This is a genomic window from Riemerella anatipestifer (assembly GCF_009663465.1).
In the GTDB taxonomy this organism is placed as follows: domain Bacteria; phylum Bacteroidota; class Bacteroidia; order Flavobacteriales; family Weeksellaceae; genus Riemerella; species Riemerella anatipestifer_C.
This window is the reverse complement of sequence record NZ_QXHU01000003.1, coordinates 83,569-104,340: the sequence shown is the minus strand read 5'-3', so window position 1 is coordinate 104,340 and position 20,772 is coordinate 83,569. Positions and strand designations below refer to the sequence as shown.

At 36.8% G+C, this 20,772-nt stretch carries 14 protein-coding genes; 10 read left to right on the top strand and 4 right to left on the bottom strand.

Features of this window, described 5'->3' with window-relative positions; translation table 11 throughout:
* The first annotated feature begins 111 nt into the window (after positions 1–111).
* The 10 genes from D1003_RS04930 to recF all read left to right on the top strand — a co-directional run bounded on the left by D1003_RS04930 (position 112) and on the right by recF (position 14,236).
* Entirely contained in the window at positions 112–1,464 is a 1,353-nt protein-coding gene (locus D1003_RS04930; protein WP_153935969.1) for a hemolysin family protein, read from the top strand.
* A 28-nt stretch (positions 1,465–1,492) separates the two neighbouring features.
* Entirely contained in the window at positions 1,493–1,780 is a 288-nt protein-coding gene (locus tag D1003_RS04925) for an ATP-dependent Clp protease adaptor ClpS (RefSeq protein WP_052910792.1), read from the top strand.
* Between the two features lie 10 nt (positions 1,781–1,790).
* The gene (locus tag D1003_RS04920; RefSeq protein WP_153935968.1) at positions 1,791–2,825 is read left to right on the top strand and encodes an SRPBCC family protein; all 1,035 of its coding nucleotides are present in this window, start codon (positions 1,791–1,793) and stop codon (positions 2,823–2,825) included.
* Between the two features lie 115 nt (positions 2,826–2,940).
* On the top strand, positions 2,941–5,700 hold the full coding sequence (locus D1003_RS04915; RefSeq protein WP_153935967.1) for a 2-oxoglutarate dehydrogenase E1 component: 2,760 nt from the start codon (positions 2,941–2,943) through the stop codon (positions 5,698–5,700).
* A 53-nt stretch (positions 5,701–5,753) separates the two neighbouring features.
* Positions 5,754–6,986 carry a 2-oxoglutarate dehydrogenase complex dihydrolipoyllysine-residue succinyltransferase gene (odhB, locus tag D1003_RS04910; RefSeq protein WP_014938503.1) on the top strand — a complete coding sequence of 411 codons (1,233 nt, stop codon included), beginning with the start codon at positions 5,754–5,756 and terminating at the stop codon, positions 6,984–6,986.
* Between the two features lie 45 nt (positions 6,987–7,031).
* Positions 7,032–8,378 (top strand): NAD(P)/FAD-dependent oxidoreductase, encoded by a 1,347-nt coding sequence (locus D1003_RS04905; protein WP_153935966.1) that lies wholly within the window; start codon positions 7,032–7,034, stop codon positions 8,376–8,378.
* Positions 8,375–9,055, top strand: coding sequence for a tRNA (guanosine(37)-N1)-methyltransferase TrmD (gene trmD, locus D1003_RS04900; protein WP_004919912.1), 681 nt, complete (start codon positions 8,375–8,377; stop codon positions 9,053–9,055). The genes D1003_RS04905 and trmD overlap by 4 nt, the downstream gene beginning before the upstream one ends.
* Positions 9,056–9,199: 144 nt before the next feature.
* Positions 9,200–12,373: a c-type cytochrome biogenesis protein CcsB gene (gene ccsB / locus D1003_RS04895; RefSeq protein WP_153935965.1), complete on the top strand. Its 3,174-nt coding sequence runs from the start codon at positions 9,200–9,202 to the stop codon at positions 12,371–12,373.
* 64 nt (positions 12,374–12,437) lie between these two features.
* Positions 12,438–13,154: a hypothetical protein gene (locus D1003_RS04890; RefSeq protein WP_153935964.1), complete on the top strand. Its 717-nt coding sequence runs from the start codon at positions 12,438–12,440 to the stop codon at positions 13,152–13,154.
* Positions 13,154–14,236, top strand: a complete 1,083-nt coding sequence (recF, locus tag D1003_RS04885; RefSeq protein WP_153935963.1) for a DNA replication/repair protein RecF — start codon at positions 13,154–13,156, stop codon at positions 14,234–14,236. The genes D1003_RS04890 and recF overlap by 1 nt, the downstream gene beginning before the upstream one ends.
* Positions 14,237–15,204: 968 nt before the next feature.
* Here recF and D1003_RS04880 read toward each other — a convergent pair.
* The 4 genes from D1003_RS04880 to D1003_RS04860 all read right to left on the bottom strand — a co-directional run bounded on the left by D1003_RS04880 (position 15,205) and on the right by D1003_RS04860 (position 20,699).
* A complete protein-coding gene (locus tag D1003_RS04880; protein ID WP_153935962.1) occupies positions 15,205–15,588 on the bottom strand; it encodes an HU family DNA-binding protein in 384 nt (127 codons plus the stop codon).
* A 25-nt stretch (positions 15,589–15,613) separates the two neighbouring features.
* Positions 15,614–17,293, bottom strand: coding sequence for a hypothetical protein (locus tag D1003_RS04875; protein ID WP_153935961.1), 1,680 nt, complete (start codon positions 17,291–17,293; stop codon positions 15,614–15,616).
* Positions 17,294–17,327: 34 nt separating this feature from the next.
* A complete protein-coding gene (locus D1003_RS04870) occupies positions 17,328–18,005 on the bottom strand; it encodes a hypothetical protein (protein ID WP_153935960.1) in 678 nt (225 codons plus the stop codon).
* A gap of 687 nt (positions 18,006–18,692) precedes the next feature.
* A complete protein-coding gene (locus D1003_RS04860) occupies positions 18,693–20,699 on the bottom strand; it encodes a S9 family peptidase (protein WP_153935958.1) in 2,007 nt (668 codons plus the stop codon).
* Positions 20,700–20,772 lie beyond the last annotated feature (73 nt).

Genomic DNA, 20,772 nt, shown 5'->3' with positions numbered 1-20,772 from the left:
CTGATGCTTTTATACTTTTTAGACAGACGAGTATTGTCAAAAATTAGGTAGATTGTCTTTTGTTGTGAAAAAATATTTATCTTTGCATATCATTATAATTTATAAAACTAAATGGATCCCGACAGTATAGTCAAAATTTTTATCGCAATTTTTTTAGTTCTACTAAACGGCTTCTTCGTTGCCGCAGAGTTCTCAATAGTTAAAGTACGCTATTCTCAAATTCAAATTAAAGCTGCCGAAGGTAATGCTATGGCAAAGCAGGCAGAAGGTATTATCAAAAATTTAGATGCCTATCTTTCTGCTACGCAATTAGGTATTACTTTAGCCTCTTTAGCGTTAGGTTGGGTTGGAGAGAGTGCACTTCATCATATTATAGAAGGTTTGTTTAAGTACTTTAGTATTAGTGTAGATACTACTACAGTTACCACGATATCTTTGGTGCTTAGCTTTCTTATTATTACAGTGATGCATATAGTATTTGGAGAGTTGGTGCCCAAATCTATAGCGATACGAAAGGCAGAAGAAACGACTTTGTTCATTGCTGCACCACTCAAATTGTTCTATAATATTTTTAGACCATTTATATGGCTGATGAATTCAATATCTAATGCTTTTTTGAGGCTGATAAAGATAAATCCTGCTTCGGAGCATGAGATACATTCTACTGAAGAATTACAGCTTTTGGTAAAACAGAGTGCCGATGGTGGTGAGATAGAAGAAGAAAACTATGAGATTATAAAGAACGCTTTTGATTTTACAGACCATTCTGCAAAACAAATTATGGTGCCACGTCAAAATATTTTATCTATTGATATAGAAACTTCGATAGATGAAATTATAGAGATTATAATGGAAAGTGGTTACTCTCGTATTCCTGTTTATGAGGATTCTATAGATAATGTGATAGGTATATTTTATACTAAGGAAATTATTAGAAACTATATTAAAACTAAAGGAGAACTTACTCATGAAGATTTGAGAGGTTTTTTAAGAGAGGCTTATTTTGTAGTTGGAAGTAAAAAGATTTCTGACTTGTTGAAAAGTTTCCAGCTTAAAAAACAGCATATTGCTATTGTGATAGATGAGTTTGGAGGTACGGAAGGTATTATCACGCTAGAGGATATATTAGAAGAGTTGGTGGGAGAGATACAAGATGAGGAAGATGAAGAAGAGAAGATTGTGGATAAAATAGGAGAAAATACTTATTGGGTTAAAGCCACACAGCCACTTGAAGAGATTAACGATTTTTTACCAAAACCATTGCCTGAAGAGGGTGAGTTTAATACTTTAGCAGGTTTTATACTTCATCGTTTGGAAGAAATTCCAGAGGAAAATCAAGAGTTTGATTTTGAAAGTTACCATTTTAAAATACTGAAAATGAATAATAAAAGTGTAGAAATGGTAGAGCTTACCTATAATGAAAGTTTCTTTGGTGAACTAGGAGAGATTTCTACAGACAATTAAATAATTGTTGAAAGCTATAGATTTAAAGATGGTATTTCAAATTATTCCCAATAGAGAGAGCGAAGAAGAGGTTAGTGTTTTGTCTTCTGTAGAAGCAAAACATAGGCTTGTACTGCATAATGATGATTTTAATACTTTTGACTTCGTTATAGAATCTCTTATAGAAGTATGTGCCCATACACTAGAACAGGCGGAACAATGCACGTTTTTGGTACATTATAAGGGTAAGTGTACTGTAAAAACAGGCGATTTAGAACTGATTCAGCCTATGCATAAAAAACTGATTTTAAGAGGATTGTCTAGTGAAATAATCTAAAAATAATCTTATGCGTTGGTTGAAGTTTATTTTGGTTTTAGGGATATTATTGTCTGGTGTTTATGCGGTCTCTATGTTGTTTGTTGATGAGAGCAAATCCTTTAAAGTAGAAAGAGAAATTGATTATCCCATAGATAAAGTTTATCCGCAATTTAGTAATTTTCAGAATCTTACTAGATGGTATCAATACTTTACTCAAAATCCTAAATTGAAATTCGAATATTTTCTACCTTATGAAGGGCAGGGAAGTTCTATGAACTTTGTAGATGCTAAGAAAGGGGTAGGAATGGTTTTTATTAGATATGAAAATTTTGAAAAAACTCTAAGATACGAGTTTTTTGATGCGGATACCAATGCACCTCTCAAAGTAGATATTAAGTTTTTACCAAAGGGTAAAAAAACTCGATTGATATGGGTGGTAACGACACCTAAAAAGACACTTTTAAATCGTTATGTCAATCTGTTTTCAGTAGAAAATTTTGAGGGAATGGTAGATGAGAGCCTTCGGAATTTAAAAGCAGTGTTGAGTAATAAGGTGGATAAAATAGAAATTTTAACCAATATTAAGTACGATAGCCTCATGATAGAAAATCAAGAAGCTGCTGTTCTAGTAGGTATCAATGCCAATACTCAAAATAAAAACAAAACCATTTATTTTAAAGATTTAGTTAAAAATCATCATAAAGTAGTCAATTTTGTGATGAATGATTTAGGTAAAAAGGAAGATGAATTTGGTTTTCCTATGCTCATCACTCAAGCTAAAAGTTATAAGGATAAAGAGGTAAGCTATTTTTATGGAATACCGCTGTCTAAAAAATCAGAGATTACAGATAACAACTTTACTTATCATATGCAGGACGCTTCTAGATTGTATGTGATGTATTATAAGGGAGATTATGCTAATAGAGTTTCGGTTATCAATAAGTTATTAAAAAAAGCAGAGGAAGACAGCTTAAGGACTGGTAAATTACAAGAGGTCTTTATAGAAACACCTGTAGAGAATAAACCAGTATTGCTAAAAATAGCATTACCAGTATCGTCTTAAAAGATATGAAGGAAAAAATAAACTTTGGTTATTGGAGTTTTCTGAATCGTTTTTTTTTAATAAATTTGTGCATCGTATAAAAAGTTAAATTTAAAAAACAGATAAATCTGTCATAATGGATAAATTTTCATTCTTAAATGCAACACATGCTGATTTCATAGATAGCATGTACCAGCAGTACTTAAAATACCCAGATAGTTTAGAGCCATCTTGGAAAGCTTTTTTTCAAGGGTTTGATTTTGCTCTAGAAAATTTTGGTGAAGACGATTCTTTTACAGAAAAAGTAGGTGCGTCTTCTTTATCTCAGCAAGTAGGTGTCCCAGATGATATTATAAAGGAGTTTAAAGTTCTTAACTTAATAGAGGCTTATAGAACTAGAGGACATTTGTTTACTAGAACTAACCCTGTTAGAGAGAGGAGAACTTATCTTCCTGATTTATCTATAGAAAATTTTGGGTTGTCAAAGTCAGATTTAGAAACTAAATTTAATTCTGCTACAGAAACAGGAATGCCGGGAGCAGCTACTTTGGCAGATATTATTCGTCATTTAGACCAAATCTATTGCGACTCTATCGGTATAGAATATATGCATATTCGTGAGGTAGAGGAGAAGGAATTTATTCGTCAGTGGATTGCTAAAAATGAAAATCACCCTATACTTTCGGCAGACGAAAAGATAGAAATTTTATCCAAATTAAATCAAGCGGTAGCTTTTGAAAACTATCTTCATACCAAGTTTGTGGGGCAGAAGAGATTTTCACTAGAAGGCGGAGAATCTTTAATTCCAGCCTTGGACCAGCTTATCAGTCGTTCGTCAAAACACGGTGTAGATGAAGTGGTTTTAGGTATGGCACACAGAGGGAGGCTTAATGTATTAACTAATATCTTTGGGAAATCATACAAGCAAATCTTCTCTGAATTTGAAGGTAAAGAGTTTGAGGAAGATGTATTTTCTGGAGATGTTAAGTATCACTTAGGTTCTACCACGAAAATAAAAACGGCTGCAGGGGAAGAGGTAATTATCAATTTAACGCCTAACCCGTCTCACTTGGAAACTGTAGCTTCTTTAGTACAAGGTATTTCTAGAGCTAAAATAGACCATACTTATGGTAATAATTTTAAGAAAGTATTGCCTATCGTTATTCACGGAGATGCAGCTATTGCAGGACAAGGGATTGTCTATGAGATTGCACAAATGATGACTTTAGACGGTTACAAGACAGGAGGAACGGTTCATATTGTAGTTAATAATCAGGTAGGGTTTACAACCAATTATCTAGATGCAAGGTCTTCTACTTACTGTACAGATATTGCTAAGGTAACAGATTCGCCTGTGATGCACGTAAATGCAGATGATGTAGAAGCTGTGGTACACGCAATTAGATTTGCGGCGGATTATAGAGCAGCGTTTGGCAAAGATGTTTATATAGATTTGTTAGGTTATAGAAAATATGGGCATAACGAAGGTGATGAACCTCGTTTTACACAGCCTAAACTTTATAATACCATAGCAAAACACCCTAATCCTAGAGAGATTTATAAAATCAAGCTAGAGAAAGAAGGAGTGCTTTCTGAAGGAGTGTTGAAGAAGATGGAGGAAGAATTTAAAACCCTTCTTGATAAAGATTTTGATGCATCTAAAGAAATTCAAAAAAATACTTTAGATGTATTTATGGAACAGGTTTGGATTAAGTATCTAGACCCTGCAAATAAACAAAAAGTTCTAAAGGCTGTAGAAACTCAATACAATGCTGAACAGTTAAAAGAGTTGGCAGTTAAGATGTCTTCTTTACCTAAAGACAAGGCGTTCATAAGAAAAATCACTAGACTTTTTGACCAAAGGTTAAAAATGATAGAAGAGGATAAGCTAGATTGGGCGATGGCAGAACTTTTAGCTTATGCTACGCTTCTTGCAGAAGGTTACAATGTGAGAATTTCTGGGGAAGATGTGGAGAGAGGTACTTTCTCTCACCGTCATGCAGTGGTAAAAACAGAAGATGCAGAGGAGGAATATGTACCATTACAACATATCAACGAAAGTCAGCAGTTTCATATTTATAACTCATTACTATCAGAGTACGCTGTTTTAGGGTTTGATTATGGTTATGCTATGGCATCGCCTGATACTTTAACCATTTGGGAAGCACAGTTTGGAGATTTCGTGAATGGCGCTCAAATTATTGTGGACCAATATTTGGTAGCTGCAGAAGAAAAATGGAAGCTGCAAAATGGTTTGGTAATGTTGTTACCTCACGGCTCTGAAGGGCAAGGTGCAGAACACTCTTCGGCTAGGTTAGAGAGATTTTTAACGCTTTGTGCTAATAATAATATTTTCGTAGCTAACTGTACAGTTCCAGCCAATTATTTCCATTTATTGAGAAGGCAAATGAAGTTTCCGTTTAGAAAACCGTTAGTGGTAATGACACCTAAGTCGTTACTGAGACACCCTAAGGTTATTTCTTCTATGGAAGAGTTAGCAAACGGAAGTTTCCAACCAGTGATTGATGATGCTACGGCTGATGCTTCTAAGGTGGAGAGGTTAGTGATGTGTTCTGGTAAGGTTTATTACGATTTATTGGCTAAAAAAGAAGAATTAGGAGATGAGAAAGTAGCTTTAGTAAGGCTGGAGCAGTTGTATCCTTTGGATTCAGAGAAAATAGAGACTGTGTTGTCTAAATATTCTAACAGAAAAGATTTTGTATGGGTTCAAGAAGAACCAGAGAATATGGGAGCTTGGTCTTATATTTTGAGAAATTTCCGCAAGTACGATGTACAAGTAATTGCACCAGTACCTAGTGGAACACCAGCACCAGGTAGCCATAAGAAGTATGAGATTAACCAAACTAATGTAATTAACCAAACATTTGGTATCTAGAAATAGAGTAATATTAAAAATAAAAATCAACGAATAATAAAAAATACCCCAATATGTCAATATTAGAAATGAAAGTTCCCTCTCCGGGAGAGTCTATTACAGAAGTAGAAATCGCTACTTGGTTGGTTCAAGATGGTGATTATGTAGAAAAAGATCAGCCTATTGCAGAAGTAGATTCTGATAAGGCAACGCTAGAACTTCCAGCTGAAGAAAGTGGTATCATTACGCTAAAGGCAGAAGAAGGCGACGTAGTAGAAGTAGGACAAGTGGTTTGTCTAATTGATATGAGTGCGGCTAAACCAGAAGGTGGTGCAGCTAAGCAAGAGACTGCTAAAGTAGAAGAAAAGAAAGAAGAAGTTAAAGCAGAAGCTCCAAAACAAGAGGCTTCTCCTGCAACCTATGCTACAGGAACACCGTCTCCTGCAGCTAAGAAAATTCTAGATGAAAAAGGGGTAGAGGCATCTCAAGTAAAAGGAACAGGTAGAGATGGTAGAATTACTAAAGAAGATGCAGAACAGGCTTCTGTACCGGCTATGGGTTCTGTATTTGCTACTAATGGGTCTAGATCTTCTAAGACAACTAAATTATCTTCATTGAGAAGAAAATTAGCTCAGCGTTTAGTTTCTGTTAAGAATGAGACGGCGATGCTTACTACTTTCAATGAGGTAGATATGAGTGAGATTTTCAGAATTAGAAAACAATATAAAGAGGAGTTTGCAGCGAAGCACGGTGTAGGTTTAGGCTTTATGTCTTTCTTTACAAAGGCGGTTACTAGAGCGTTACAAATGTATCCAGAGGTAAACTCTATGATAGACGGCAATCAAATGATTACTTATGATTTCTGCGATGTTTCTGTGGCTGTATCTGGTCCTAAAGGGCTTATGGTTCCTGTACTTAGAAATGCAGAAACAATGTCTTTCCGTGGTGTAGAGGCTAGCATTAAGGAACTAGCAGAGAAGGCAAGAAACGGGAAAATTACGGTAGATGAAATGACAGGAGGAACTTTTACTATCACTAATGGTGGGGTATTTGGGTCTATGCTTTCAACACCGATTATCAATCCGCCTCAATCTGCAATTTTAGGAATGCACAACATTATCCAAAGACCAGTGGCAGTAGATGGGCAAGTAGTTATTCGTCCAATGATGTATCTAGCATTATCTTATGACCATAGAATTATAGACGGAAGAGAATCTGTAGGTTTCTTAGTAGCGGTAAAAGAAGCTATTGATAATCCTGTAGAACATTTGCTAGGAGGTGATGAAAGAAGAGGATTAGAACTTTAGTCAATCACATAATAATAATTAAAAAAAACTCCCACTCAATTCTTTTTGGGTAGGAGTTTTTTATTGCTCCTTGTAGGAGTAATAGTTGTAGTTAAAATCTTTAAATTTGTACTTTTAAATTTAGACTTTGTGGAAGCAAGAGAGAAAATAATCATCATAGGAGGCGGTTTTGCTGGGTTACAACTGGCGAGAAAACTTAATGGTAAAAGGAAAAAGGTAATGGTGATAGATAAAGTGAACCATCATATGTTTCAGCCTTTATTTTATCAGGTGGCGTGTGGGAGGATAGAACCTTCTAACATATCGTTTCCTTTTAGAAAGATATTCCAAAAGTCTAAAAATATACAATATAGAATGACGGAGGTTACCAAAATACTTCCTGAAGAAAATAAAATCATTACAGAAGATTCTGAGTTTTCTTATGATAAACTGATTATAGCTACAGGGTGCAGAACCAATTTTTTTGGTAACGAACAAATGGAGCAATTGAGTTACGGTATGAAAAATACTCAAGAGGCTATCAGTATTAGAAATCATATTTTACTCACTTTTGAGAAACTTATTATAGAAAGAAAAAGGTCTGATGATGGTAATTGGAATATCGTAATTGTAGGCAGTGGTCCTACAGGGGTAGAGCTGGCAGGAGCATTTGCGGAAATGAAGGCAGATATTTTGCCTAGAGATTATCCTAAGATGAATTTCAGGGATTTAGAAATAATCTTGGTAAGTTCCACCAAAAAGCCATTGGCGGTAATGAGCGAAGAAGCACAGAATAAATCGGAGGAATATCTTAATAAGTTGGGCGTTAAATTTATCAGCGATGACAGGGTGGTAAACTACGACGGCAATAAAGTTTATCTAAAAAGTGGTAAAGAAATTCCGTCTAATAATGTGATATGGGCGGCTGGTGTAAAAGGAAATATTATTGAGGGATTATCAGAAGAACAAATCATCAATAATAGATACAGAGTAGACCGCTACAATAGAGTAAAAGGTTATAACAATATATTTGCAATAGGAGACATTGCTTATATGGAAACACCTAAATATCCTCAAGGGCACCCTCAGGTGGCTAATGTAGCTATAAATCAAGGAAGAAATTTAGGTGATAATTTAAACAAACGCTCCGAAAACGATTGGAAAGAGTACGAATATTTTGATAAAGGCTCTATGGCAACGATAGGGAAGCATAGAGCTGTGGTAGATTTACCATATATGAAGTTTCAGGGCTTTTTTGCATGGTTTTTTTGGATGTTTTTACATTTAATGCTGATTCTTTCGGTGAGAAATAAAATCGCCATATTTTTCAACTGGATGTGGAGTTACCTCAATGGAGATTCTTCTTTAAGACTAATTATACTTCCTAACAAAAAAAACAGAACAGAACAATGAGAATAGATATTATAAGTGTAGTACCAGAGCTCATGGAAAGTCCTTTTAAGACTTCTATTCTTAAAAGAGCTATGGAGAAAGGTATTGCGGAAGTCCACTTTCATCATTTAAGAGAGTGGGGTGTAGGTAAACATCGCCAAGTAGATGACGAGCCTTATGGTGGCGGTGCAGGTATGGTAATGATGGTAGAACCGATAGACCTGTGCATTTCTAAACTAAAATCTGAACGAGAATACGACGAGGTAATTTACCTTACACCTGATGGAGAAACTCTAAATCAAAAAATAGCCAATACACTTTCTATCAAAGAAAATCTTATTCTTTTGTGTGGGCATTATAAAGGTATAGACCAAAGGGTGAGAGATTTACACATCACTAAAGAAATTTCTATTGGAGATTTTGTTTTAACAGGAGGCGAACTTGCAGCTTGTGTTTTAGCAGATGCTGTTATAAGGCTGTTGCCTGGCGTTCTTAACGATGAGCAATCGGCTCTTACAGATAGTTTTCAAGATGACTTGTTAGCTCCACCGATTTATACTCGTCCCGAAAATTACAAAGGGCTGAAAGTTCCCGAAGTTTTATTGAGTGGTAATTTCCCTAAAATAGATGATTGGCGTTACGAACAAGCACTACAAATCACTAGAACTAAAAGACCCGATTTGTTAGGCGAAGATTAGAAAATAGATAGCTTTTAGGAGATGGTATTTCTCTGAATATCACAATTTATAAAAACTATCTAGGTATATTCTTTTATTTAAAATATCCTCCTTATTTTTGCGGAGCTAATGATGAAACTTTTCATTATCGATGATTAAATTATTATGAAAAAAATCCAAAATATTCTTGTATCCACCCGTACTATGGCGGTGTTGCTGTTGGTGTATGCTTTATCTATGGCGTATGCTACTTTTATGGAAAACGATTATGGCACGCCTACGGCAAAGGCTTTTATCTATGAGTCTAAATGGTTCGAGGCAATTATGTTTTTGCTTATCATCAATTTTATAGGCAATATTGGCAGGTATCGCTTATGGAAACGAGAAAAGTGGCCTTTATTAGCATTCCATTTATCATTTATTTTATTGTTTATAGGAGGGGCTATTACCAGATATATCAGTTACGAAGGGACGATGCACATTCGTGAGGGGGAAACTTCTAACGAAATAGTAACTAGCAAGAATTTCTTTAAAATTCAAATAGAAGAAAAAGGGGAGGTACTTAATTATGCAGATATTCCTTTTTTGATGACGCCTGAAGTGCCTTTTTGGTCTAAAGTTACCAACCATTACTTCAAAGCGACTTACGACTTTAATGGTAAAAAAATAAAAGTAAAGCAGTTAGCTTACACGCCTAGAAAGAAAGACAGTATAAAGGTAACGCCTAATGGCAAAGAGTATCTTCATTTTGTAACTACAGACGATGCAGGAAGGTTAGAGTATTATTTATCAGAAGGAGAGGTTAAAAATATTGGTGGTACATTAGTAACTTATAACAGACCGATAGACGGAGCGGTGGAGTTTAAAAAACAAGACGGAAAACTTTACATTAAAACTCCTGTAGATGCTACTTATATGGTAATGGCGAGCCAAGAAGTGGGGGCATCTCCTAAAGATGAATACACACCACTATCTCTTAGAAGTTTATACACGATTAACCAAATGAGAATTGTAGTGCCTGAAGGACTGAAAAGAGGCGAAATAGTGTCTTATTCTGGGGATAAAAAGAAGGATAAAAATATACCTGATGAACTTTTACTAGAGGTAGAAGGTCCTAAAACTAAGCAGCAAGTTAGCTTACAAGTACAGGAAGGCAATCCTAACTTGGTAAAACAAATTTCGTTAGATGGTATGAATATGATGTTGGGGTTTGGTGCTAAAGTTTACACTACGCCATTTGCATTGAAATTAGACGACTTTGTGATGGAAACTTACCCAGGGAGTTCTTCGCCGTCTGCTTATGAGAGCCACGTTCAGATTATAGATAATGGTAAGCAGACACCATACAAAATTTATATGAATAATGTACTTAATTATCGTGGATACCGTTTCTTCCAATCTAGTTTTGACCCAGATAGACACGGTACGGTACTATCGGTTAATCACGACTATTGGGGAACACTTATTACCTATATAGGTTATACACTTATGTTTATTGCAATGTTTATTACTCTGTTTTGGAAAGGAACTCGTTTTTGGTCTTTAAATAAAATGTTGAAAGATATTAGCAAGAAAAAAGCGCTAGGAATATTATTACTGGTGTTGAGCTTTGGTTTTCTACAAGCACAACCAAAAACGCCAACAGCCAAACCTTCTACTCAAAAAGTGCTTTCTGCCGATGATATGGTACAGCACATCAATATAGATAAGGCTCACACAGAGAAATTTGGTTCTTTGTTAGTGCAGAGTTATGATGGGAGAATACAGCCAGTAAATACACAAGCACTAGATATTTTAAGAAAACTTACGGGTAAAGAATCTTTTAAACAACTAGATGCTAACCAGTGGTTTTTGTCAGCGACTATAGACCCAATGTTTTGGGCACAAGTACATATTATTAAGGTAGAGACTAGAGGGAAAGTAGGAGAAGAATTAAAGAAAAAAACCAAGGCGAACGATGAGGGTTATACTAGCCTTGTAAATCTTTTCCCAGCGGATAAGTTTGGTAATCTTCGTTTTGTTTTAGAAGATGATTACAATGAGGCTTTTAACAAAAAGCCAGCCGAACAATCTAAGTACGACCAAGCAGTCATCAAACTTAATGATAAAGTACAAGTGATGAATGCCCTAATGTCTTGGCAATATTTCCGTGTGATACCAGTACAGAACGACCCTAACCACAAATGGAATTCTGTAATGGACGCTAACTTCCAAATAGATACTAATGCACAGGAGGTGTTAGGTACTTACCTTTCTTCGGTACTGATGGCTACACAAAGCGATAAGTGGGCAACTGCTGATAAGGAACTAGATAAAGTAAAGAGTTATCAAGCAAAATGGGGTAAAAATGTTATTCCGCCTCAAACCAAGATAGACTTAGAAATTTTAATGAACAAACTTGACCTCAACTTTAAGTTGATGATTTTTTATAGTGTTGTTGCTGCATTATTATTGGTACTTGGTTTTATAGAATTATTTAAACCCAATCGTTGGCTACATAAAGTCATTAAAGTGATTTTAGCTGCAGGGATATTGGGCTACCTTGTGCATCTTGTGGGGCTGGGTATCAGATGGTATATTTCAGGACACGCACCTTGGAGTAACGGTTATGAGGCGATTATGTTTATTTCTTGGGTAGGCATTAGTGCAGGGTTATTACTTTACAGAAATAATAATGCTTTGATACCTTCGGCAGGTTTCTTAGTGGCGGTATTGCTGATGGGCTTTGCTCATGGTGCGGTAAGTCTAGACCCGCAAATTACACCTTTGGTACCAGTGCTTAAATCTTATTGGTTAGTAATACATGTGGCTATTATTACCTCTAGTTACGGATTCTTTGCGTTGTCCTTTATTATAGGGATTATGGTACTGTTGTTTTACATTGTTTCTAGTAAAGCTACTTTCCAAGAACATAATGATACCACGATAAAAGAGCTTACTGCCGTTTCGGAAATGTCGCTTACGATAGGGCTTTTTGCACTTACGATAGGGACTTTTTTAGGTGGAGTTTGGGCTAACGAATCTTGGGGAAGATATTGGTCTTGGGACCCTAAAGAAACTTGGGCATTTATATCGGTTATGGTGTATGCTTTTGTATTACATATGCGTTTGGTGCCAGGGCTTAGAGGGCGTTATGCCTTTCATATGGTAACGATGTTTGCTTTTAGTTCGGTTATTATGACTTATTTTGGGGTTAATTACTATCTTTCAGGGTTACACTCTTATGCGGCAGGAGACCCTATCCCTGTACCAGCGTGGGTTTATATTACAGGGGCGAGTATGATTACCATTTCTTTAGCGGCGTGGTTTAAATATAAAAAACTGAACTCCAAAAACTAAGAGTAAAATCATTTTTACACAATTTAAAAAATATATTATAGACAGTCAGATTTATGTTTCCGTAATGGGAACAGCTCTGACTGTCTTTTTTGTTAATGATACCAAAGTTCAGATTTCAGTTGAGCTATTGAGTTTGGTTTTTCTCACTTATTTTAATGGCTATCTATATACTAAATATCAATATAGAAAGCCAATCATTGGTAGAATATTAGTAGTTAATGCAGTTAGTTTTGCACTCGGCGTCATACTGATTTTGTCTTTTTATAATGTTGATGTTTTACTGAAATGGCTTACGATTTTATTGTTAGGCTTGGCTTATAACTCTCGTTTTTTGAATACTTTTGTCCGAAAAATACCATTACTAAAGATATTTTATGTGGGGTTGAGTTGGGCTTTGGTGAGTGCTTGGCTATTTTTACCTAAAATAGATGGAGCTATTTTTTTGGTGAGTTTTCTTTATGTTTCGGCATTGGTGTTACCTTTTGATATACGAGATAAATCCAGCGATAAAGTGATAACATTCCCTAAGTTTATAGGCGTGGCGGCGACTAAAAGGCTGGCTTATGTTTTACTTATTTTTAGCGGAGGGCTATCGTTTATTTATTTTAATACACTTTATGCGGTGGCGTTTGGTGGAGCTATTGTGGTAGCTTTAGCTTTGGTGTATGGTGCGTCTGAAAGTAAGCCCGATTGGTATTTTTCTCTTTTGGTAGAAACTTGTTGTGGGCTTCCGTTTTTATTTCTGATTTTATTGGAGTATTTTTGGCTAATTTTTCAGTAATGATTATCAAAAAATTATATTTAACAAATTTCAAAAATCATCAAGAGCGAGTGTTTGATTTTTCCTCCGAAATCAATAGCTTCATAGGAAATAATGGAGTAGGGAAGACCAATATTTTGGACGCTTTGCACTATTTGTCCGTAGGTAAAAGTTTTCTAGGGAATTCTGATGTTAATAATATTTTGACAGGGGAAGACTTTTTTACATTGGAGGCGGTGGTAGATGATGGCGAAAAAGAAACGATATTAAAAATTATCCAAAGCAAAGACGCTAAAAAGTTGGTAAAGAAGAACGATAAGTCTTACGCTCGTTTGTCAGACCATATTGGGTTTTTGCCAAGTGTGATGATTTCTCCCTATGATGCCAATCTTATCTCTGATTCTGGGGAGAGCAGAAGACGATTTTTAGATGCAATGATTTCGCAGGTAGATGCAGAGTATTTGCACTCTATTATGCAATACCAAAAAGCACTTAAACAAAGAAATGCCTTACTAAAGTCTTTCGCTAAAAATAGATATTTTGATAAAGATTCGCTAGAGATTTATGATGAGCCTTTGTGCCAATATGCAGGGGTGATTTTTGAAAAGAGGAGCCTATTTATCACACAGCTACTGCCTACTTTTTTGCATTTTTATAATATGATTTCTAATGGTAAAGAGGAGGTGGATATTGTTTACCAATCGGATTTGGAAGAGCAAACAATGGCAGAAGTTCTATCTCAAAATGTAGAAAAAGACCGAGTGCTTACCTACACTTCTAAAGGAATTCATAAAGACGAACTTCGCTTTGAGATGAGTGGGGATTTGATAAAGAAAATTGGTTCCCAGGGGCAGCAGAAGTCGTTTTTAATTGCGTTAAAGTTGGCTCAAATCAACCGTATTAAAGAAATTACAGGGAAGACTCCACTGTTGCTGTTAGACGATATATTTGATAAGCTGGACGACCGCCGTGTGGCTCAACTTATAGAATTGGTGAACAAAGAACATTTCGGACAGATATTTATTACAGATACCCACAAAGAACGAACGGAAGCCGTAGTAAAAAACATCAATGAAGAAAGCCGTATTTTTGAGATAAATTGAAGTTCCAATCCATAGGAAAATAAAAGCGATAAGCATCAAATGTTAGTGGTTTGCCTTTAGGTCAAGCTAAAAGTACAAGCCTACTATTACCAAAGACCTTCTTAAACCCGCTTTAAGTGATACCCACTTAGCTATTATCAACGCTCTGCTGAGCAAAGGTAAGTTTAGGGAATGCCCCCGTAGCGGAATTGGGAGCGATAGCTTCCAAATAGCAGGGGGCAGTCCCGTGCCGAAGGTAAACCTAACGCAGTGGTTCGGCGGAGCCAAACCTAACCTTTGCTCCTATCTTTTTTAACGGCTACCCACCAAAGACCATTTAAAACAATGCTAAATTATCACCGCTCCATTCTCCGACCTAAGGAAACGGAGGCGTTAAGAAAATGTGTCGTCCATTCGTTAAAAAAGACCTATTGTCTGAACAAGCGTTGGGCTTTAGCCTTGGCGTGAGTTCTAGGGCTTTTAGAATGGACGACACATTTTTAGCCGTAGTTTTCTAGTCTTGACTTTTTGGTCCTTTTGGCTTTGCCGAACCACTTCGTTAGGTTTGGGTCAAGCCAAAAGGACAAGCATATATATTTATCTCCCTTCTTTTGCCTTGAAGCAAAAGAAGCAAAAATTCAAGACTGTAACCCCTTAGGCTAAACCTCATTACTAAAGGCTAAAATCCCCAAAACTCGCTCCAACGCTTTTGCCCACACCTTTGCTCAAACAATGGGTATTTTTTAACGCCTTTAGTAACGAGGTTCTTAACGCCGTCGGGCTTAGAGGTCGGATATACTGACCGCTTTAAATGATAACCACTTCGTTAGGTTTGGGTCAAGCCAAAAGGACAGACAGATAACAAAAAAGTACAGCCTATAAATTCTATGCCTATAAAAAAAAATTTTATGCTTATAAAAAAAAATCCGATGCCTATAAAATCTAAAACTTATAAGCATCGGTTTTTTTAAGGGAGCTTAGGCGTTACCTTAAGCCTTCTCGTAAGTGAGTGTCGCTAGCGTATCTTTTATCCCTTTAGCGGGAGTGAAGATGACTTTAGCTTGTTTGATGGCACTAGCCGTTACCTCTTTCTCTGTAGCTTTGCCCTCACTACTGAAACTTATTCGCAGGCTGCCCAACTCTCCCAAACGGACAATCTGCCCATTGGCTAAGGACGACTGCATTACATCTACTAAGGAGTAGAGTACCGCTCTGATGTCCGCTCCGCTTACGGTGGAGATTTTCTCTATGTCTTTGGTAAGGTCGGTTAGGGTTTTCTCGCCGCTCATATTAGGAGAAGCGTACCATTTTTTGTCGCCGCCACCGCTTACGCCCGGCTGACCTCTTTCGATTACTTTAAATTTTACTGGCATAATTTCTACTTTTTATGTTTAACAATTACTGTAACCCTGTACCAAAAGTACCTGTTTGGTTAGCAACACCTGCCGCTCCGTAGAGGTATCTCCAATAAAAACCGCCATCAGTTCCTTTTAGGCATACAGCAAAGGCATCTCCTGTACCTGTACCTATAGCAACATCTTTTTGGAAGTTCATTTTTCCTCTGTTGGCTTCGTTACATTCTATCCCCGCGGTACCTTCTAGTTGGGTAGCACCTCCTACCCCCGCAGTAAGCACCCCATCTGCATCTGCATATACTGGACGAGTACCTGTTCCTTTTAAATCTCCCAAACGGATTTGTCCTGCTTGGGTATAGATAGAGTAATTACTATCTGAACCACCAGAAATATTCTCTACAAATACCCCATAATTATTTATTGGAGCAGTTGCAACTGTTGGGTCAGCTACCGTACTTCTAACATAAACCCCTGATTGGGTTTTATACTGAGTTCTACCAGAGTTATAAGCACCGAAATAACCCGCCACTAATTGCCCCCCAACAAAAGTGGCATTTCCAGAGTCTTTACCTACAGAAACCTGCCCCATAGTTCCATATACATTAGTATTTAAGCCTTTACTTCCGATACTTGAATAGAAATATCCTGCTGCTGCATTAGTTACATTCCCTGTACCACCAGGTTTTAAATAAGCGGTGCCCTGTGAACCAAACAGATTACTTACATTTCCAGAAGTATCAAATGAAGCTTGTAGAGAACTCCCTCTTAAATCATCTGCTGACTGACTATTTCCCAAATGCGCGATAGATTGTGATCCGTTAAGTTCATTAATTTTTCCAGAACCAAGACCATTTGTAACAAATGTAGATGTAGAAATGTGGTTATAATTATTATTATTTCCTTCAGAAACATTTATTTGATTTCTAGTTCCTACAGTCATTAAATTTGGATATTGCTGGTCTGTAGCCGATAAAGTCAGTAATTTAGCTGTTTGATTTTTAGTATTAGTTGGGCTACCAGTTATAGGGTGATTAATGGTATTTAATGGTAAATTATCCAAAGTATCATACATAGAGACTTTTCCTCTAAAAGACTGTTTAAAAGGCATTTTTAGATATTTTGTAACCACTCCTTGTACAGGGTCTGTTACTGTCATTGGAAATACGGCATTGTCATCTTCAGAGTACCCTCCGTTGTAGGCTACCCCATTTTCATCATAATACACTTTGTTATTAAAGGGTGATGTTCCACTTCTCTTAAGCTCTATTCTTTTATTAGTAGGATTATATACCCACTCTTGCCCTTCTTGGCTAACACCATCGCTTAATCTTACCCATTTTCCTTCGGAAACTGTTTGGGTTGTAGCACCATTAGGATTAGAGAAATAATAGAAACCTGGGGTTACATCTACTTGTTTCCCTCCTTTGCTAGCATCTGCTAATGTTTTACCTGTGGCAGTATTATACACCACTACACCATCAAACCCAGAAGCTACCACATCATTACTAACTACGCCAAGGTCAAATTTAAACTTTGTTAAATCAGTTTTTGGGAAACCAAGTAGCTTTCCTTTAGAAGCATCTGCCTGACTTTGGAAATTACTTGCATCGAGGAAATAATTAGTTTTTAATAAATCATTAGATATTAATCCATGAGATAGCACTTGAGCTTGAGCTATTGAGCAAGTCCCTAATGCTAGTGCCAATATTGTGATTTTTTTCATTTTGTCTATTTTTTTAAGGTTAATAAAATGATAATTAGTTTCTACCTCCTATAAGGTACCAGTTAGTTCCATTAGACCAAACCATTTGAGCTGAACTTGCAGTAATAGATGAAGTATTTAGTGGTACATCTATACCTGCCGTGCCTGTATAGACAAGTGTTCCACCCGTAGAGTTTTTAAAGTGAATAATCGCTCCCTTATGTGCACTAGGTGCAGGGAGTTTTAACGCTCCTGCATCTACTGTAAACTCATAGAAATCGGCTAAACCTATTTCTTTACCAGAAGAAACCCCTCCTTCTTTTGTCCACGCGTAATCGGTAGATACCGTCTGTCCTAACCTTGCGGTAAACTCTTTAGTTGTAGAAGCCGCTCCTACTTTTACCCACTTAGTAGCCGTTTTATCAAAGTAGTAAAACCCTTTACCATTGTAGTTAGAAGTAGTACCTGTAGCATTAGCTGTCCCAGAACCAATGAATAATAAAGTACCATCTTCTAGCCCTGCTCCCATCTTTTCGGCTCTGTCTGCACTTACATTTGGGATTAAAATCCCCTCTTTGGTACTTCCACTTTTGTTAGCATCGGATATTTGAATCTCCAATGTTGCATTAGGTGATGGAGTATTGATACCCACTTTACCATCGTACTGTCCGTAGGCTACGAGACCTAAGCCTAAAAAGGCTAATACACTTAATTTGGTTGTTGTTGTTTTCATAACATTTAATTTTAAAATGGTTAATATTTAGATTATAGATTTTGGACTTAAGGAACTGAAGTTGTTCAAAGTTCTATGTTTAAGGTTTAAGGAATATGTACGCCTATTCAACCTTAAACACTTGAACCTTAAACATTGAACTTTAAACCTGAAACCAATAAGAAAACGCCTTCCCCCTCTAAACACACACAAAACAAGGAGGAAGGCTAAAACAGAAAGAACAGAACGCCCCTTCTGAACACTAAAAGCACCTAACAAGAACGACCCTGTTATGAGACAAAACAATGGTGCTTTTAGTAAATATTGATGAAAGCTAAAATTAGAATAGAATAAACGCCAAAAGCCCCCAACGAAGATTGGTGGAACATTATTTATGATTGATGATAAAAATCTAGATAAAAAGTAGTATAATACGCGTACGCGTGTAACTATTCTGTGTGTGTGTGTGTGTGTTTACGAAATTATTTGAACTGACCAAATAATTTTGCAACTTTTTTTCACTTTTTTGTATGTGGTTGATAGACGGTGTCATAAAACTGGGGCAAATGTATAAAACTATTATGATATGCACAAGAGTGGTATAGAAATGTTTTAAATTTTTTTAGGGAGTTTTATAGCTTCTAATCAAAAAAAATAAGGATAGGCTTACTAAACCTATCCTTATCACTATATGCCATTGCTAGTATCCTAAAGCGTTTCTTTTAACCAATCAAAGAACTCTCTTTGCCATACCAAACCGTTGTGAGGTTTTAGTACCCAATGGTTTTCGTTAGGGTAGTAGAGTAGTTTGGCTTTTAGTCCTTTTAGTCTTGCCGCTTGGAAGGCGCCTTGTCCTTGCTCATAAGGCACTCGGTAATCTTTGTGCCCTTGTATAATCATCATAGGCTTGTTCCAATTTTGGACATAGTTACTCGGATTAAACTCTGTATAAGCTCTTGGTAGAGGGTTGTCGTAAGGAGAACCACCCAAATCCCAGTTCGCAAACCAAAGCTCCTCGGTATTAAGATACCACGATTTCATATCAAATAGACCGTTGTGAGAAATAAAGGTCTTAAATCTGTTTTGGTGTATGCCTGCCAGCATCAATACACTGTAACCACCATAACTAGCCCCTACGGCAGCTATCCTGTCCCCATCTACAAACGGAAGTGTTTTAGCGTAATCTGTAGCAGAAAGATAATCTCTCATAGGCTGTCCGCCCCAGTCTTTAGAAATGGCTTCGTTCCATTCTATGCCCCAGCCTTGCATACCTCTTCTGTTAGGAGCGATAACGATATAGCCGTTAGCCGTCATTAGTGCAAAGTTCCATCTAAGCGAGAAATATTGCGTTAATGCAGACTGCGGACCTCCCTGACAATAGAGTAGTGCAGGATATTTTTTGTTAGGGTCGAAGTTAGGTGGATAGTGGAACCATACGCCCATCTCTTTGCCGTCCGAAGTTTTTACCATTCTAAGCTCAGATTTAGAAGTGGCGATGTTTTGGTACATCTCTTTATTAACTTCGGTAACTTGCTTCATCGCTCCGTTTTTGGTGTTTACGGAGAATAAGTCGGCGTTGTGGTTGATGTCTGTTCTAGTAACTAAAAGTTGGTTTTTGGTTTCTGTGATAATGTCGTTTACATCAAAAATTCCTTCGGTAATTTTGGTTACCTTTTTAGATTTAGGACTGATGCTAAAAAGCTGTTTGGTACCTCTGTAAGCTGCGGTAAAGTAAACCAACTGATTGTTTTGGCTCCAAAAGAAATCTCCAGTAACAGACTCGTCCCAATCTTTGGTAAGGTTGGTGATGGTTCCTGTTTTCCAGTCCATAATTTTGAGGTCGTTTTTATCCGCCTCGTAGCCGTCCCTTGCCATACTTAACCAAGTAAGATAATTGCCATCAGGGCTGAACTTAGGGCTCATATCATAGCCTTTGTTGGCTTCAGTAAGGTTCTTTATAGTTTCGCTATCAAAATGATAAGAGAAAATATCTGTATTGGTAGATTTGGCATATTCCGCTCCTTCCAAAGGCTTCATTACAAATAATAATTGAGAGGAATCAGGGCTGAATACAAAATCTTCTGCTCCACCAAAAGGTCTTTGCGGACTGTCCCACTTTTTACTTTCTAGTAAGTCTTTAGGAGAGCTGTTTTTGTCCAAATCTATCACAAAAATATGGTTGTATCTTCCTTGGTTAAAGTAATCCCAATGGCGGTGGTTAAGGTCGGAATAGATATGAGCCGTTGTATTAGGCACATCGTTATATTTTTCTTTGCCAAGCACCTTTTCTACAAGCACTTCTTTGCTGTAAGCTATCTTTTTTCCGTTGGGAGAGATGATAACATTATCGGCATCATCAGGTAGAGTATAGAACGAACTCCACGTTTTACCTTGGTCTTTTGAAAGGAATATCTGCTTACCTTCCGTGGCATAGATGCCATTCTTATCCCATTGGAAGATGCTTTTTCCGCTAAAATTAACTTTAGACGAAAGATTGTTTTTTAAATTGAGAAAGTAGTTTTCGGAATTGGTTTTTTCTGTTTCTAAGTCGGTTTGTCCCACTTTATAGATTAACCCCGATCGGTCTGGTGCAACTACCTGAACGCTCATTCTTTTAAGCGTCCACAATTTCTCTGGGGTCATAAGATTTTGAGCACTGATGAGCATCGGGAGACTGGTCGCCACAGCCAGCATTTTTTGTTTTAAGTTTATCATAAATTAAGCATTATAGGTTAAGTAAAGCCCAAAAATAAAAAAATCCGCCCTAAAAGAGCGGATAGATAAGATT

Bases quoted from the DNA above. Each gene is read 5' to 3' on its own strand.
- D1003_RS04930 (WP_153935969.1), top strand. From the start codon at position 112: ATGGATCCCGACAGTATAGTCAAAATTTTTATCGCAATTTTTTTAGTT.
- D1003_RS04925 (WP_052910792.1), top strand. From the start codon at position 1,493: ATGGTATTTCAAATTATTCCCAATAGAGAGAGCGAAGAAGAGGTTAGT.
- D1003_RS04920 (WP_153935968.1), top strand. From the start codon at position 1,791: ATGCGTTGGTTGAAGTTTATTTTGGTTTTAGGGATATTATTGTCTGGT.
- D1003_RS04915 (WP_153935967.1), top strand. From the start codon at position 2,941: ATGGATAAATTTTCATTCTTAAATGCAACACATGCTGATTTCATAGAT.
- odhB (WP_014938503.1), top strand. From the start codon at position 5,754: ATGTCAATATTAGAAATGAAAGTTCCCTCTCCGGGAGAGTCTATTACA.
- trmD (WP_004919912.1), top strand. From the start codon at position 8,375: ATGAGAATAGATATTATAAGTGTAGTACCAGAGCTCATGGAAAGTCCT.
- ccsB (WP_153935965.1), top strand. From the start codon at position 9,200: ATGAAAAAAATCCAAAATATTCTTGTATCCACCCGTACTATGGCGGTG.
- D1003_RS04890 (WP_153935964.1), top strand. From the start codon at position 12,438: ATGGGAACAGCTCTGACTGTCTTTTTTGTTAATGATACCAAAGTTCAG.
- recF (WP_153935963.1), top strand. From the start codon at position 13,154: ATGATTATCAAAAAATTATATTTAACAAATTTCAAAAATCATCAAGAG.
- D1003_RS04880 (WP_153935962.1), bottom strand. From the start codon at position 15,588: ATGCCAGTAAAATTTAAAGTAATCGAAAGAGGTCAGCCGGGCGTAAGC.
- D1003_RS04875 (WP_153935961.1), bottom strand. From the start codon at position 17,293: ATGAAAAAAATCACAATATTGGCACTAGCATTAGGGACTTGCTCAATA.
- D1003_RS04870 (WP_153935960.1), bottom strand. From the start codon at position 18,005: ATGAAAACAACAACAACCAAATTAAGTGTATTAGCCTTTTTAGGCTTA.
- D1003_RS04860 (WP_153935958.1), bottom strand. From the start codon at position 20,699: ATGATAAACTTAAAACAAAAAATGCTGGCTGTGGCGACCAGTCTCCCG.